This window comes from Sphingomonas silueang, from assembly GCF_040049155.1.
In the GTDB taxonomy this organism is placed as follows: Bacteria; Pseudomonadota; Alphaproteobacteria; order Sphingomonadales; family Sphingomonadaceae; genus Sphingomonas; species Sphingomonas silueang.
This window is the reverse complement of sequence record NZ_JBDZDK010000001.1, coordinates 432,895-447,749: the sequence shown is the minus strand read 5'-3', so window position 1 is coordinate 447,749 and position 14,855 is coordinate 432,895. Positions and strand designations below refer to the sequence as shown.

Here is a 14,855-nt window from a genome sequence, read left to right as displayed (position 1 = left end):
ACCCGGCAGCGGTCGCCCGCAGGGCGATGACGATGGTTCAACCTGGTCCGGTAACGCTCTAGCCCAGCTGCGCGCTCATCAGGAAACGCGCCCGGCTTTCGGCATTGCGGCGCTGCAATTCCTCGATCTCCCGCTGTTCGGTGGCATCGAGCATCGACTCCAGCAGGCGGTTGAAATGCTGGCGCATCGCCACCCGCGCACCTTGCGGATCGCGCCGCGCCAGCGCATCGACGATCGCGCCATGTTCCTCCTGCCGCAGGGCGCCATCGCTGTGGCAGACCGAGGCATGGGTGCGACGCACCTCGGGAAGCTCCGTCCGCAACCGCCACAGACTCTCCACGACATGGATGATCGCCTTGTTGCCCGAAGCGCTCGCGATGGTGAGGTGGAAGAGCCGGTCGATCGTGGTCACTTCGTCGTCGGGCAGATTGTCCTGTGCCATCTGCGACAGCAGATCGCGCAATGCCGTGATATCGTGATCCGAGATGATCGGCGCCGCCAGTGCCGCCGCCTCCGATTCGAACAGCGAGCGCGCCTCGGTCAACTCGAACGCGCTCACCTCGGGCAGGCGGGACGCGGGCGCCGTCTCGGTCGGGCTGGCGACATAGACGCCCGACCCCGTCTTGATGCGAATGCGCCCCAATGCCTGCAACGCGATCTCCGCCTCGCGGATCGTCACCCGGCTTACGCCGAAACGCTCGGAAAGTTCGCGCTCGCCCGGCAGGCGCGATCCCGGCGGAAAGGCGCCCTCGTCGATCAGCGCGACGATCTGGTCCGCGACATTCTGAAAGAGACGACGATCCGCCATTGGCCTAGCAATTCCTGTTGAGCGACGACCGTTTTGCCTTACCACTCCGCTGCGACGCGACACAAGACCGGCTGGTCCACCGTCGTCAGAAGCGCACCCGTGCGCCGACGAAATACTTGGCGCCGTAGAAGTGATACTGCCGGCTGCTGCCATAGACCGGCATGTCGGTGATCTTGGGATTGTTCGTCACGTTCAATGCCTCGAACCGCAGCGACAGGTTGCGGTTGACGTTGTAGGACGCGCGCAGGTTCACGATCTCCGACGGGCGGACGAACCGGAGCTGGGTATTGCCGCCGACGAAGTCCTGATAATAGGCCGAACGATAGGTGTAGATCGCCTCCAGCGACAGCCCCTTGAACTGGTAATAGAGTTGTCCCGAAGCGGTATGGTCCGACGATCCCGACAGGTCGGCGGGCGGAATGATTCCGGGCGTGACGCCGCCGGTCGCCGGATCGATCACGTCGCCCAGCCGGATGTCGTAATTGCGGAAATTGGAGTTGGCGTAGTTGTAGCTCAGCTTGGCGCCCAGCCCGTCGAACGGCGCGGGCAACCACGAGAAGCGGTTGGAGAGCGTCAGTTCGATGCCGTAGAGACGGCTCTTCTCGTCGCTGTTCTGCCGTGCGGTCACGGGCACGGTGACGTTCCGCCCCCCGATCGTGAACTGTTCGTCGAGCAGTACGGGCACGAAGCCGCCGCCGAAGCTCTTGTAGTAGATGGTGCCCGCGACGATCGTGTCCTTGTTCGGATACCATTCCAGCGCGGCGTCGCCGTTCCATGACATGATCGGCTTGAGCTGCGGGGAACCGTCCGCCACGATCTGCCCGATGGCATCGGCGACGTCGGCGAAGGCGGTGCCGTCCTCCAGCTGGATCGTGCGACCGGCGGCCAGGTCGCTCGGTGCGGGCCGCGACATCCCGCGATACCATGCCAGACGGGCGACCACGTCCGTGGACAGCTCGAAATTGGCGTTCACGCTGGGCAGCGCCCGGAAATAGCTGTTGGTCAGCGTCTGGGTGTCGAAATTGTTCGTCGCGACCAGCCGGATCGTCCCGTCCGGATTGTTGACGACGTTCAGCGCCGATCGCAGCCCGGTCGAGCTGAGGTCCGTCTGCACCACGCGCACGCCGAAATTGCCGCGCACGGGAATCCGCCCGACATCGCCCTGATAGCTTCCCATCACATAGCCGGCCCAGACCTTCTCCGTCACGTCGGCATTGTCGACCGAGCGGGTGTCCGCAGGGGCGCCGGGGTCTTCGGTGCCCAGATAGCCGCGGAACTGGCACAAGGTGTCGAACGTGGCCCAGCTCGTGATCGACTGCTGCGGCGCATCGCGCAGGAAATCCGTCTGCGGAAACGCCTGCCGACAGGCGAGATTGACCCGGCGGTCGACGGCCTGGCTGTCCTGCGTGATCTCCACCAGGCTGTTGATGTTCTGGTAGCGCCGGTGGGAATAGCGGCCGCCCACGTCGATGCGCGTCAGCAATCCGTCGAACTCGTAGCCGGCGTCGAGCCGCGCCGCGAAGATTCGGTCTTCCTTATATTCGTCGTCGCGGCGCAGGCGCGCATCGTCGCTGAACAGCGAATGGTTGTCGGCGTTGAATCGCGGGTCGAGCGCGATGCCGACGGCATAGCCGTTGCGCGCATCATAGGTGAAGGGAATGCGCTGGTTGTTGATCGCCGTCCGCACGTTGTCGATGTCGAACGGATCGGTCCGCAGCCTGACGTTGCGCTGAAGCGTGTCGCGCTTGGTCTGGGAATAGGATACGTCGCCGCTGATCGTCAGCCGGTCGCTCGCCTTCCAGCTGACCGTGCCGCCACCGCCCAGATACTCCTCGCTGCGGTTGAGGACGTTGCCGATCGCGTCGACCGAGCTGATGCCCGTGGCATACAGCAGGCGGTGCTGGTCGTCATACTGGATATTGCGCAGCTGGTAGCGCGTTTCGGCCAGGGTCAGGTCGTGGCGATCCTCGCTATAGTCGCGTTTTGAATATTGCAGGTCGAGGTTGATGTCGAACCGGTCGCTCGGCTTCCACTGCACCGATCCGATGAATGCGTCGCGCTTGTCCGCTTCCGTGATCTGGCGGAAGGTGGCGGAACCCGGCACCAGCACGAACGGCGTCCCGGCGGCGCCCTGCTGGCGCGTGACTTCGGTACAATTGCCGGAGGTCGCGATGGTCGGGTTGCAGGCGAAATAGGTGCTGCTCGCCGCATAGGTTTCTTCGGGGTTGTTGACCTGGTTCCGCTGGAAACCGAGCGCGATGCCGAGATCGCCGAGGCCGCCCAGATCGAACTGGCCGACATAGCTCGCCGTCCCGCGCCAGCCCCACGCGCCCTGTCCGCGAATCCGGTCCTGATAGGGGTTGTAGTTGGCCTTCACCTCGACCTGAAGCAACCGCTTCCGGTAATCCAGCGGGCGCAGCGTTCCGAGTTCGATCGTGCCCGCGACGCCGCCCTCGATCAGGCTCGCCTGCTGCGACTTGTAGATCTTGATGCTGTTGATCAGCTCGGAGGGGAACTGGTTGAAGTTCACCGCCCGGTCGCCCGAGCCGTTCGACGCCTCGCGCCCGTTGAAGGTCGTCGCCGACAGGAACGACCCCAGGCCGCGCAGCGAGATTTCCGTCGCGCCGCCCTTTTCCTGATGGCTGGTGGCGCCGGTGATCGTCTGGATCGCCTCGCCGATCGACAGTGCCGGAAGATCGCCGATATCCTCCGAACTCAGCGCGTCGACGATCGCATTCTCCTGCCGCTTCGTCGCGATCGACGTCTCGATCGTCTGGCGGATACCGGTAACGATGATCTCCTCGGCGCTCCCGGATGTCGCTTCGGGCTGGTCCGGGGCCGCCTCGTCGGGCGCCGGGCGTGCGGCGGTATCGGCGGTCTGCGCGGCGGCACCGTCCGCCGCTGCCAGACACCCCAGCGCGACGCTCGCGGCAAGCACCGCCTGCATCGACATCCGCTTCCTGATGGCACCGGTCCGCATTTCAGTTCCCTCCGTCCTATATGTCTTTTTTGACCGATCCGGATGACCATGGCTGTCGTCCGAATCCGTGATACCAATCGATACGCCCGGTTACGGCACCAGCTGGCTGCGCAGCGCGGGCACCGCGCGCGCGAGCCCCGCCGCCACTTGCTTCGCGAACACGCGGGCTCCCGCATCGCCGACATGGGTGTAGTCGAACTTGCGCGCGTGCTGCCCGCGGGGGCCGGTGGGCGTGGTGGGAAGGTCGGGCAGCCGCGCCTCCTCGGCGGGCCGGGGCTTCAGCGTGGTGCCCGCCTTCGCGGCGGCGAGTTCCTCGGGCAGCGGTTCGGCCTGTGCCAGCCTGGTCGCCTCCGCCGCGCCGATCTGCTGGATCAGCCGGGCACTGTCGGCATTCAGGTCGACCAGCGCCGTGCCGGTGGCGGCCGCGACCTTTCGCACCTGTTCCGCCCATGGCGCGAGCGTGTTGTCGAGCTTCCCCGCCTTGAACTCGCGCCGCGCCAGCGGCGTCAGCAGCACCGGGATCGCCCCGGCAGCCTTCACCTCCGCGACGTACCGCGTCAGATTGGCCGGAAATTCGGTTGCCATGTCCGTCCAGCGCTCCGCCGCGGACGACTGGTCATTATGCCCGAACTGGATCAGCACATAGGTGGCGGCATAGCCCGCGACCTTCATCTCGTTCTGGGCGATCGCCCATGATCCCTCCTGCCGGTAGCTCCGCGTCGAGCGTCCCCCGCGCCCGATGTTCAGGCACGCCACCGAAGACTTCACGTGCAGCGCGCAGAACATCGAGGCCCAGCCGCTGGCCGGCGCCATCGTGCTGTCGCCGACGAGGATCAGCTTGATCGCCTTGATCGGCGGTGCGTCGGTCCGGGCCTTGGGTCGCTCGCCGGTGGTGCGCGGACGCGCGGGCTCGGCCTGCACGAACCCGATCGCGCCCGCCAGTGCGAGCGCGGATGCAAGATGCAGCATGTGCGTGGCTCCTTACGAGAAGAACAGTCCGCCGTTGATGTCGAGGTTCACCCCCGCGAGGAACGCGGCATCCTCCGACAGGAGATAGGCGACGGTCGCCGCCACCTCGTCCGGATGCCCCTCGCGGCGCAACGGGGTGTTGCCCGCGACGGCGGCGCGGCCCTCTGGCTTGGAGAACACGTCGTGGAAGCTGGTGCCGATCAGGCCGGGGCACAGCGCGTTGACGCGGATTCCCTGCGGCCCGAGTTCCTTCGCCCAGCCGCGCGTCAGCGTGGTCAGCGCGCCCTTGGCGGCGGCATAGACGGTCGCGCCCGGCCCGCCGCCGTCGCGTGCGGCCAGCGACGACAGGTTCACGATCGCGCTGCCCCGTCCCAGATGCGGCAGCACCGCCTTGGTGACGAGAAAGGCCGAGCGGACGTTCAGCGCCATCACCTGGTCGAAGAACGCGGCATCCATTTCCGCCAGCGTCCGGCGCGCCACCATGCCCCCGGCGCAATTGACCAGATAGTCGATGCGCCCGCCGAACGCCGCCGTCGTCGCGGCGACCATCGCGGCGACGTCGTCGGGGTTGGTCACGTCCGCGCGGTGCAGCAACGCCGTGCCGCCCGCGGCGGTGATGGCGTCCGCCGTCGCCTGTGCCGTCGCCGCGTCGCTGCGATAGTTGATGACGACCCGTGCGCCTTCGCGCGCCAGCCGTTCGGAAATCGACTTGCCGATGTCGCGCCCGCCGCCGGTGACGATGGCGACCTTGTTATCGAAACGCATGATTCATGCCCCTTGGTTGAAGGTGGAAGGCGAAGCGACCGGTGCGGTGCGACCGCCCAGCAGCCAGATGGCGGCGACCCCCAGCGGCACGATCACCGCGGCGAGGATGAAGATCGGCGCATAGCCGTGGGTGGTCATCGCGGGGACGAGCCAGGTCGTCACCAGCGTCCCCGCCACCGCCGCCGTGCCGCCGATCCCGGCGAGCGAACCCACCGCCCCACCGGCGAAATAGTCGCTCGGCAGCGTCTGGATATTGTTGATCGCGACCTGAAAGCCGAACAGGATCACCGCGATCAGCAGGACCGCGGCCAGCGGATCGGCGGCGCGCGCGGTCGCCAGCAGCGCGGGCAGCATGATGGCGCCGCCGACCGTGACCGCCGCCTGCCGGGCCCGCAACGCGCTCCACCCGCGTCGGATCAGGCGGCCCGAGGCCCACCCGCCCACCAGGCTGCCCAGCATCGCCCCGACGAACGGCACCCACGCGAACAGCCCGATCTGCTTGACGTCGAAGCCGAACGTCTCCGACAGATAGATCGGCAACCACGAGACGAACAGCCACCAGACCGGGTCGAGGAAGAAGCGGCTGACGAGGATGCTCCAGCTTTCCCGGTGCCGCAGCAACTGCGCCATGCCGGGCGCATAGCCGGCGACCGGCTGCACCATTCCCTCCGCGCCCCGCCCCGCGATGTGCGCCCGCTCGGCTTCCGACAGCCACGGATGCGCGTCGGGATCGCCGCGATAGACGAAGAGCCACGGCAGCAGCCAGACGAAGCCGAGCACGCCCACCAGCAGGAAGGTCGCGCGCCAGCCCATCGCCTCGTACAGGATCGCGACCAGCGGCGCGGAGATGATCGCACCGATCGCCGCGCCCGAATTGAAGATGCCCTGCGCCAGCGCCCGTTCGCCCGCGGGAAACCAGGTGGCATTGGCCTTGACCGCGCCCGGCCAGTTGCCCGCCTCGCTCAGCCCCAGCGTCACCCGCAGGAAGCCGAGCATCGGCAGCGACCGCACCAGCGCATGGGCGGCGATCGACAGCGACCATACCGTGATCGACGCCACGAATCCCAACCGCGTCCCGATCACGTCGAGGATGCGCCCGAACAGCGACTGGCCCAGCGCATAGGCGATCATGAACACGGTCACGAGCAGGGCATAGTCGGCCTTGTCCGCGCCGATGTCCTTCGACACCGCGGGCCACATCACGGCGAGCGCGTTGCGGTCGATATAGTTGATGACGGTTGCCAGCCCGATCAGGCCGACGATGAACCAGCGCAGGCCGCTGACGGTACGGGACGACGTGCCGCGCCTCACTTGCCCGGCTCCTGATCCACGCGCGCGATATGGCCGGTCCAGCGATAGGTGCGGCCATCCACGTCGGCGCTGTGCGGCCTGCCCGCCGCCACCTCGTCGGCGACCGCCAGCACGATCGGCGCGCCGCGAACCGGCGTGATGACGATCACGTCCGCATCCGCGCTGCGGACGTGGCGCAATGCCTTGATCTGGCTGGCGCTGGCCACCGTCGTCTCGGCGGCGGCGTCATAGGCGCCGTGCGGCTCCAGCAGGCCGACGAAGGTCGCGTCCTTCTGCCCCGTGACCCGCTCGATCAGCACCGGTTCGCGGCGCAGGTTGAAGCGCGGATCGTTCGCCCCGCTCTCGCCCAGGATCACCTGCGCGCCGGGCGGCGGCACCATGCGATAGGTGTAGAAACGCTCCCCCTCGATCCAGGTGAGCGTCGCATCGTCGGCGCCCGGCGTGCCGGTGCCGTCGACCCAGATATGCTGATATCCGTTCGCCTTGCCCAGCACCGGCCGCTCGACGACGTTGGAGCGCAGGGGGAAGCCGACCTCCGTGATATGGCCCGCATAATGGAGCGGCAGGTCGTAGGTGGCGGGCCTGTCCCCCGTGACGCGCAACAGGTCGATCACCAGCGGCGCCCCCTTGCCCGGCGACAGCTGGATCAGCGTGCGGCGGAAGGTCACGCCGGGCCACGCCCCCGCCATTTCCGCCGTGCTGGCCTTGAGCGGCCCGTCGCCGTTGAAGAACAGCTGCCGGGGGGCCAGTCCCTCGCCCACGCGCCACTTGCCCGCGAAGTTCGAGGTTTCGTTCACCACCAGCGTGTTGTGCGCGACGGTCTGCTTCGCCCAGCTTTCGTTTTCGGGCAGGTAGCGCCCGCCGTCCTTGCTCTCGATGTTCAGGAAGCGGGCGGCACCGTAATCGGTGACGATCGGGCGTCCGCCATCGTAGAGAATCCAGTTGAGCTTGTCGAAATGGCCGTGCCCCATGCCCATGGCGCTGTTCTTGGCGACCAGCACCTGCGCGTCCGCTTCCGGCCCCGATCGCAGCACCGCCAGCGCGCCGCGATCGCCGTTCGGCCCGTCGCGGAACAGCTGCGAGGCGAAGGCGAACGGGCGCGCCTTGCCCGCCGCCACGTCGCGCGCCACCGCCAGCCCGCCGGGGGTCAGCGTCACCCGTTGCTGGTCGCGCGCGATCGACAGGAAGCTCGGATCGCCGGTCACGCCATAGCCGATCGCGACCGCATCATAGAGTTCGGCGGTGCGCAGGCTCTTGTCGCGCATCGCGTCGTTCAGCGGAAAGAAATAGCCGTCATAGGTCAGCTGGATCGTCGAGCGGATCGCCTTGACCAGCACGCCGTCGCGCCGCTGCCAGATGTTGAGCGCGGGTTGGTTCTTCGCGATCGCATCGGCGAAGACGACGAAGGGTTGCAGCGCGTACCGCTGGTAATAGGGCCCTTCGGTATAATAGCCGTCGGGCGAGAACAGTTCGTCCACCTGCGCCAGGAACCCCGCGCGCGCGCCGTTGTAGCTGCCGGTCCGGTCGGTGCCCTTCAAGGCGCGCTCGACCAGTTCGGGATCGCGCAGCACATAGCCGGTCATCCCGACCCCCGCCGCTGCCCAGGTCGCGTGGTTGTGGATGCGGTTGAAGCTGGCCGCGTTGCCGACCGACAGGAAATCCGCCATCCGGCGGAACACGTCGGCATCGATCGTCCGGCGATCGGCGGCGCTCAGCGCATCGCGGATCGCGTCATAGCCCTGCACGCCGTACACCAGCCACACGCTGTCGTTCAGGCTCTGCCAGAACAGCCGCCCGGCCGCCTCGTTCGCCTTGGCCGGGTGCGGCCCCAGCGTCGGGTAGAGCCTGGCATAGGCCAGCAGCAATTCCCGCGCGAAATCGAGATACTGCCGCTCGCCGGTGATCCGGTACAGCATGCCCGCGCCGTAGAGTGCGGTATAGTTGCGCTTGTGCTGTTCGTGCGTGGCGCCGCCGCCGGGATCCCTGGGCACCGGCACGTTGACCCCGGCGCGGATTGCCTTGTCGACAGCGCTGCGCGTGCGCTTCAGCTCGGCGGCGAACAGGGGATAGCGGGTCGCATCCGTCGCCATCGCGCGCAGCCCGGCGGCATCGAACAGCACCGGCCCCGTGCCGTCGGCGGTCGCGGCGGCCCGGCCCGCAGGCGCCTCCTGCGCAACCGCGGGCAGCGGCGTCGCGAGCAGCGTACCGCCGAGCAACAAGGACAGCATCCGCATCACATTCCTTCCCCGTTATCGGCGAGCACGGCCCGCACCGGTCCCTTGTAGCTGAGTTCGCGCACCCGCGGCGGCGGCGTGCCGGTCAGGCGGTTGCCGACGATCCGCGTATGCGGGCTGCCGACGCTGTGCGTCACGTCGATCCCGGCGCTGTCGACGAAGCGGTTGCCGGTGACGGTCGTCTCCTGCACGCCGGACAGCCGCACCGGTCCGCTGGCGGTCACGCTCGATCCGGTCAGCGTGAAGCGCGGACCGAAGGTGCTTTCGTCGGTGCCCCGGCGCAGCAGGTCGACCACCGTCCCGACATGATCGAAGCGGGCGCCGCTGATGTTCACCTGCTCGGCCGGGTACCAGCCCTGCGCGCCCTGTTCCGCAGCGAGCGCCAGCACCGCGCCCGCGATGTTGCGATAGCTGCCGCCGGTCACGCCGATCTCTCCGGCCAGCGTGCCGGGGGTCGTGGCGACCACGTCGCCCGACAGGTCGCTGACCTGCACGTCGGACAGCTGCAGCCGATAGTTGGTCAGCATCGGCCGCGCGCCGGTGCGGATCACCGCCGCCCCGCCCGTCCCTGCGCCGCTGCCGTCGACCGCGACGCCTTCCAGCGTCAGCGAACCGCCCTCCTCCAGCGCGAACAGGGTCGGCGTGCGCATCCGCAGCGTCGCGCCGCCCGCGGGCACGGCGCGGATCGTCATCGATCGGGTGACGGGCAGCGGCGTGGCGATGTCGTAGTTGCCCCGCGCCAGCTCGACGACCCCGGCATCGGGCAGGCGGGTGATGACCGTACCCGGCGCGATACGGACCGCCGTGGCGGCGGTGGTAGCGGCAGGCGCCGTCGCCGGCCTGGGATACCACGCGACGCCGACCTCCTCGCGCCGCACCGGTCGCAGCGTTCGGGGAGCGCCCGTTGCCGCCAGCGCCGGATCGGTCGGATAGAGCAGGCCGTTGGCCGCGCGGCGCAGCGTCACCGGTCGGACCGCGATCCCCCCGCGCGCGGTACCCCCGCCCAGCACATTGCCCGCGAACACCACGCCGCCCGCATCGGCATCGAACCGCAGCACCTCGCCGGACGCCGCGGCGGACGTGATCAGGTTGCCGGTGATGCGGGTATCCCGCGGCGGCTGCGACCGTTCCGCATCCGCGCCCGCCCCGATCGTGATCTGCCGCACGTCGACGAAGCTGTTCCGCTCGATCGTCACGTCGCGCACCGGCATGTAGCGGTTGACCGGCGAGTTGGGCACCCCGTTCATCACCGCCAGCGCACTGGTGAAGTCGGTGCCCGCGACCCCTTCCAGATAGTTGTTCCGGATCACCTGCCGTTCGTTGATGACGCGGATGCCGCCGGTATGCGGCTGTCCGCGGCCGAGGAAGACATTGTCCTCCACCAGATTGCCGCTGCCATGGCGCAGCACCAGCGATCCCTGCGATTCGAGGAAGAGGTTGCGCCGGATGGTGTTGCCGCCCGATTTGACCGAGACGATCTCCACCTCGCCGTCGCACCGTTCAAACAGATTGTCCTCGACGACCGTGTGCGAATCGCTGCCCGATTCCTCGCTGGTGCCGATGCGGATCGTCTCGCCGCCGTTCGAGCCGAGCGGCGGACGCGGTCCGAAGTAATTATGGTCGATCCGTGCCCGGTTATCGAGCGGCATGCCCTTGCGCCGCACCACGATCAGCATCGCACCGGCATTCGCCTTGCCCTCCAAATGCGAATGGTCGATCCGGTTGTCGCTGCCGTAGATCGCGACCCAATTGTCCTCGGCACGGCGATCCGGATTGTTGAAGCGGTCGATGACGACCCCGGTCACGCGGCTGTTTTCGGCCAGCCGGCGGCTGTCGGCACGAAAGGAGATCACCGCATCGCCGGGCGTATGGCCGTTACGGAAGGCCAGGCCGGAGACGATCAGGAAGCGACCGCCGAGCCGCAGTCGCGATTTGCCCGTGAGCACGACCTTGCCGGGATGTTCGGCCGTCAGGGTGATCGGCGACGCCTGCGTCCCCTCGCCGCGCAGCACGATGTCGGCATCGCGCCATTCCCCGTCCGCCAGGACGATCACGTCGCCCGGCGCCGGCTTCGCGGTCGCGGCGGTCAACTCGGGCATGGTTCGCACCAGCACCCGCTTCGCCCATACCGGGCTTGCGTGTGCCATGGCCGCCGTGACCAGAACGATGATGGGTAAACGCACAGGCCTTCCTCCCGCCGGCAACCCCTCACCCTTCGAGGCAGGTAATCACCGCACGACCTGATAATGACGATGTTCAGACCAATATGTCAACCAGCATGGGCCAGAAAGGTATGAAAGGACATACCGCCCGGTCCGGCTGCTGCGAATCTCCCTTGGGACAGCCTGTATCGACTCGATCCGGCGAACAGAATCTCAGTCACGATCCAGCACGCCGCAGCGACTGGCCAAAGACTGGACTAGCAATAGGTAAACCGTTCCCGCAGCAGATTCGACATGATCGGCATGCATCATGGGTTGACATGCACCCAGTCCAATCGCAGGCTCCTCCCAAAATATAGATGTTGGGGGAGCGAGGCATGCACCGAGAGGCAATCCGCGAGTCGCAGAATATGGCAGGCAGGTTCGGGGCGACCGCCCTGCTGCTGGGGGGAACCGCCCTGTTGACGATCGCCGGGACGGCGCATGCGAGGACCGCGCCGCCACAGGCGGAACCGACCCCGCCACCCGCGGATCAGGCGCAGCCCGCCGCAGCGCCCGGCGACGAGGAGATCATCGTCACCGGCATCCGCGCCTCGCTTCAGAGCGCGCTCGGCGAGAAGCGCCTGTCGGACAATCTGGTCGAGGTGATCCAGGCGCAGGACATCGGCAAGCTGCCGGACCAGAATCTGGCGGAGGTGCTGGAGAACGTCACCGGCGTACAGATCACCCGCCAGGCGGGCGTCGGCACCGCGGTCCAGATCCGCGGCACGGACGCCAACCGGACGGAGATCAACGGCGTCTCGACCGTCGGCTCGGGCGCGGGCCGGTCGGGCATCAGCTTCGAGGATATTCCCGCCGCGATCATCGCCTCGCTGGAGGTGACGAAGGTGTCGGAGGCCAAGACGATCGAGGGCTCGGTCGGCGGCACGATCAACCTTCGCACGTTGCGCCCGCTGGGTTTCACCAAGCCGCTCGTGGCGGCGCGCGCGCAATATGAGCGCAGCGATCTGGCACGCACCACGCTGCCGCGCCTTTCCGCCACGCTGGGCAACAAGTGGGACACCGGCATCGGGGAGATCGGCATCGTCGTCAGCGGCAGCTACAGCCGCACCGACGTCGCCAACTTCGCGCCGCGGATCGACCGCGACAACGTGCGCTTCGCATCGACGGCGGCCAACCTGCCCGGTGCCAACGCCAACCAGCCCTTCAACTATCTGCAGGTCCAGTTCCTTCAGCAGGAAGTGAACCGCTTCAACTACGAGACCAAGACCGGCACCGGCACGCTGGAATGGAAACCGGCGCCGAACCTGCGCCTGTATGCGGACGCGACCGTCAACGACCAGCAGCGCGCGCAGGCGGGCAACCGGGTGCAGGTGTCCGGCGTGTCGGGCGCGGCGGATGCGGCCAACCATAGCGCGTTCGGGACAGTGGATCTGGGTTCGCTGGAGACGCCCACGGGCCGCGTCGATCTGGGCACCATCCAGACGACCCTGGCCGGGACCATCGGCGCGGTGGGCGCTAGCGGCGCGACCCTCGTTCCCAACCTGCGCCTGTCGAGCGACACCGGATCGCGCGTCACGCGCAACCGCGTGTTCGACATCGGCGCGGAATGGGAAGCGGGCAAGCTCCGGGCCCGGGCGGAAGCCGCGCTCTCCACCGCCAGAACCGTCAATCCGAACTTCTCGACCACGCTCGATTTCATCAATCCGAACGGGGTCCAGCCGGTGTTCGGGCGCGGATCGCTGGGAAATTCGACCCCGGTGCGGTTCGACCTGACGGGGGGGCGGCTGCAATCCGGCATCGACACGGCCAACCCGCTGGCACCGACGACGGCCCAGCTGCTCGATCCCGCCAACTACCGCCTGTATCAGGTGCAGCAGGGCGCCAATCGTGCCGACAACAGGGAAAAGGCCGCGCGCCTCGACCTCACCTATGACACGACGGGCTTCACCCCGGTCATCACGTCCTTCGACTTCGGCTATCGCTGGAACCGGAACACCGCCATCAACAACGACGTCGTCAACAACATCACGTTGAACAGCAACGCGACGGGCGCGGGACTGGCGAACAACAGCTTCAACCGACCGAGCGGCAACCGCTTCTCCGACCTTCTGGTCAAGGCGCCGAGCAACTTCAACGCCGCCGACGGCCGCACCCTGTATTTCCCGGACTTCCTCATCATCGACGGCAATCGCGCGTTCGACGATCCGAGCGCGGTGCTGGCCACGCTGAACAACGCCATCGCGGCCAGCAATGCGGCCAACCCGCAATATCCGGCGGTCGCACGGCTGTCCGCACCGACCGAATCGGCCTCCGGCTTCTTCCGGATCAAGGAGACGACCAACGCCCTCTACTTCCAGATGAACGGCAACACCGATCTGTTCGGGCTGCCCGCGCGCGGCAATGCGGGCCTGCGCTGGGTACATACGAAGCTGACCTCGACCGGCAACAACATCGTGAATGCCGGATCGATCACGAGCGTGACGAAGAACAGCAGCTATTCGTTCCTGCTGCCGCGAATCAGCCTGGTACTGGAACCCGCAGACCGGATGCTCGTCCGCGCCGGCTTCGCGCGCGACATCCGCCGGCCCGACTTCGACGCCTTGTCGACCTCCTATTCCTACAGCAACGCGGCCACCGCCGTCGTCTCGGGCGGGAACCCCGATCTGGTGCCGGAGGCGGTCTGGTCCTACGACCTGTCCGGGGAATATTATTTCACGCCGTCCAGCCTGATCAGCCTGGGCTTCTTCCACAAGAGCCGGAACAACCTGTTCGCCGACACGGTGCAGCCCGCGCCCACGATCGGCACGAGCGCTGCGGGCAACCCGCAATTCTCCATCGATCCCAGCTGCCCCGGCGGCGGCATCTACAACCCGTTGCCGGATCGGAATCTCTCCGCTTCGCCCCCCGGCAACGGCATCTGCCAGGGCCTTTCGTCCACCTTCAACGTGCCGGGCTCCACGACGCAGACCGGTGTCGAGATCGCGTTCCAGCACGATCTTTCGGCCTATGAGGACGCGATCGGCTTCGCCTCCGGGTTCGGCTTCATCGGCAATTTCACCTATCAGCAGGTGGGCGGCGCCAAGTCCTACAATCGCGCCGCGCTCGACGTCGGGCGCCGGACCGACACGGGGCTGGGCTTCGCGCGGGGTTCGCTGTCCAACCTCGTGCCCCTGACCAACCTGTCCCGATATGCGTATAATGCGACGCTGTTCTACGACAAATACGGGCTGAACGCCCGCGTCCGCTATACGTGGCGCTCGCATTACGCGATGAGCGCGAGCGATCAGGCCTTTCGCTGGAACCTGCCGATCATCGCCGGTGCGCGCGGCCAGCTGAACGCCAGCCTCAACTACGACATCACCGACAACATCAACATCGGCGTCGAGGGCATCAACCTGACCCGGTCCGACCAGAAGCTGTTCTGCGTGAACAACAACGCGGTGCTGTGCTTCCAGGGGCTGACCGACCGTCGCCTTACGGCGGGCGTCAGCGTCCGGTTCTGACCGACCGCCCGTCGCGCGCCCGAATTTCGTCCGCCGATCCGCCGTCGCGCTTGACGGCGGATCGGCGCTGCTGACAGGAACGGCGCGTGACGACCGCCAAACCGACCAGACGCGCCTCGC

The 14,855-nt window shown here is 67.5% G+C and carries 8 protein-coding genes; 1 reads left to right on the top strand and 7 read right to left on the bottom strand.

The genetic code is table 11. The features are described 5' to 3' along the window. Nucleotides 1–58: 58 nt before the first annotated feature. The 7 genes from ABLE43_RS01805 to ABLE43_RS01775 form a co-directional block, all read right to left on the bottom strand. A complete protein-coding gene (locus tag ABLE43_RS01805; protein ID WP_348976752.1) occupies nucleotides 59–808 on the bottom strand; it encodes a FadR/GntR family transcriptional regulator in 750 nt (249 codons plus the stop codon). A gap of 85 nt (nucleotides 809–893) precedes the next feature. Beyond that, a complete protein-coding gene (locus tag ABLE43_RS01800) occupies nucleotides 894–3,788 on the bottom strand; it encodes a TonB-dependent receptor (protein ID WP_348976751.1) in 2,895 nt (964 codons plus the stop codon). Between the two features lie 90 nt (nucleotides 3,789–3,878). Further along, nucleotides 3,879–4,757 (bottom strand): rhamnogalacturonan acetylesterase, encoded by an 879-nt coding sequence (locus tag ABLE43_RS01795; RefSeq protein WP_348976750.1) that lies wholly within the window; start codon nucleotides 4,755–4,757, stop codon nucleotides 3,879–3,881. Nucleotides 4,758–4,769: 12 nt separating this feature from the next. Continuing rightward, nucleotides 4,770–5,522 (bottom strand): SDR family NAD(P)-dependent oxidoreductase, encoded by a 753-nt coding sequence (locus ABLE43_RS01790; protein WP_348976749.1) that lies wholly within the window; start codon nucleotides 5,520–5,522, stop codon nucleotides 4,770–4,772. Nucleotides 5,523–5,525: 3 nt separating this feature from the next. Next, nucleotides 5,526–6,833, bottom strand: a complete 1,308-nt coding sequence (locus tag ABLE43_RS01785; RefSeq protein ID WP_348976748.1) for an MFS transporter — start codon at nucleotides 6,831–6,833, stop codon at nucleotides 5,526–5,528. Then, the gene (locus ABLE43_RS01780; RefSeq protein ID WP_348976747.1) at nucleotides 6,830–9,067 is read right to left on the bottom strand and encodes an alginate lyase family protein; all 2,238 of its coding nucleotides are present in this window, start codon (nucleotides 9,065–9,067) and stop codon (nucleotides 6,830–6,832) included. The genes ABLE43_RS01785 and ABLE43_RS01780 overlap by 4 nt, the downstream gene beginning before the upstream one ends. Then, nucleotides 9,067–11,214 carry a polysaccharide lyase 6 family protein gene (locus tag ABLE43_RS01775; protein WP_348976746.1) on the bottom strand — a complete coding sequence of 716 codons (2,148 nt, stop codon included), beginning with the start codon at nucleotides 11,212–11,214 and terminating at the stop codon, nucleotides 9,067–9,069. The genes ABLE43_RS01780 and ABLE43_RS01775 overlap by 1 nt, the downstream gene beginning before the upstream one ends. A gap of 425 nt (nucleotides 11,215–11,639) precedes the next feature. On the opposite strand from ABLE43_RS01775, the gene ABLE43_RS01770 reads away from it, so the two are divergent. Beyond that, nucleotides 11,640–14,735, top strand: coding sequence for a TonB-dependent receptor (locus ABLE43_RS01770; RefSeq protein WP_348976745.1), 3,096 nt, complete (start codon nucleotides 11,640–11,642; stop codon nucleotides 14,733–14,735). Nucleotides 14,736–14,855: the final 120 nt, after the last annotated feature.

Bases quoted from the DNA above. Each gene is read 5' to 3' on its own strand.
- ABLE43_RS01775 (WP_348976746.1), bottom strand. From the start codon at position 11,214: ATGGCACACGCAAGCCCGGTATGGGCGAAGCGGGTGCTGGTGCGAACC.
- ABLE43_RS01800 (WP_348976751.1), bottom strand. From the start codon at position 3,788: ATGCGGACCGGTGCCATCAGGAAGCGGATGTCGATGCAGGCGGTGCTT.
- ABLE43_RS01790 (WP_348976749.1), bottom strand. From the start codon at position 5,522: ATGCGTTTCGATAACAAGGTCGCCATCGTCACCGGCGGCGGGCGCGAC.
- ABLE43_RS01805 (WP_348976752.1), bottom strand. From the start codon at position 808: ATGGCGGATCGTCGTCTCTTTCAGAATGTCGCGGACCAGATCGTCGCG.
- ABLE43_RS01770 (WP_348976745.1), top strand. From the start codon at position 11,640: ATGGCAGGCAGGTTCGGGGCGACCGCCCTGCTGCTGGGGGGAACCGCC.
- ABLE43_RS01795 (WP_348976750.1), bottom strand. From the start codon at position 4,757: ATGCTGCATCTTGCATCCGCGCTCGCACTGGCGGGCGCGATCGGGTTC.
- ABLE43_RS01780 (WP_348976747.1), bottom strand. From the start codon at position 9,067: ATGCGGATGCTGTCCTTGTTGCTCGGCGGTACGCTGCTCGCGACGCCG.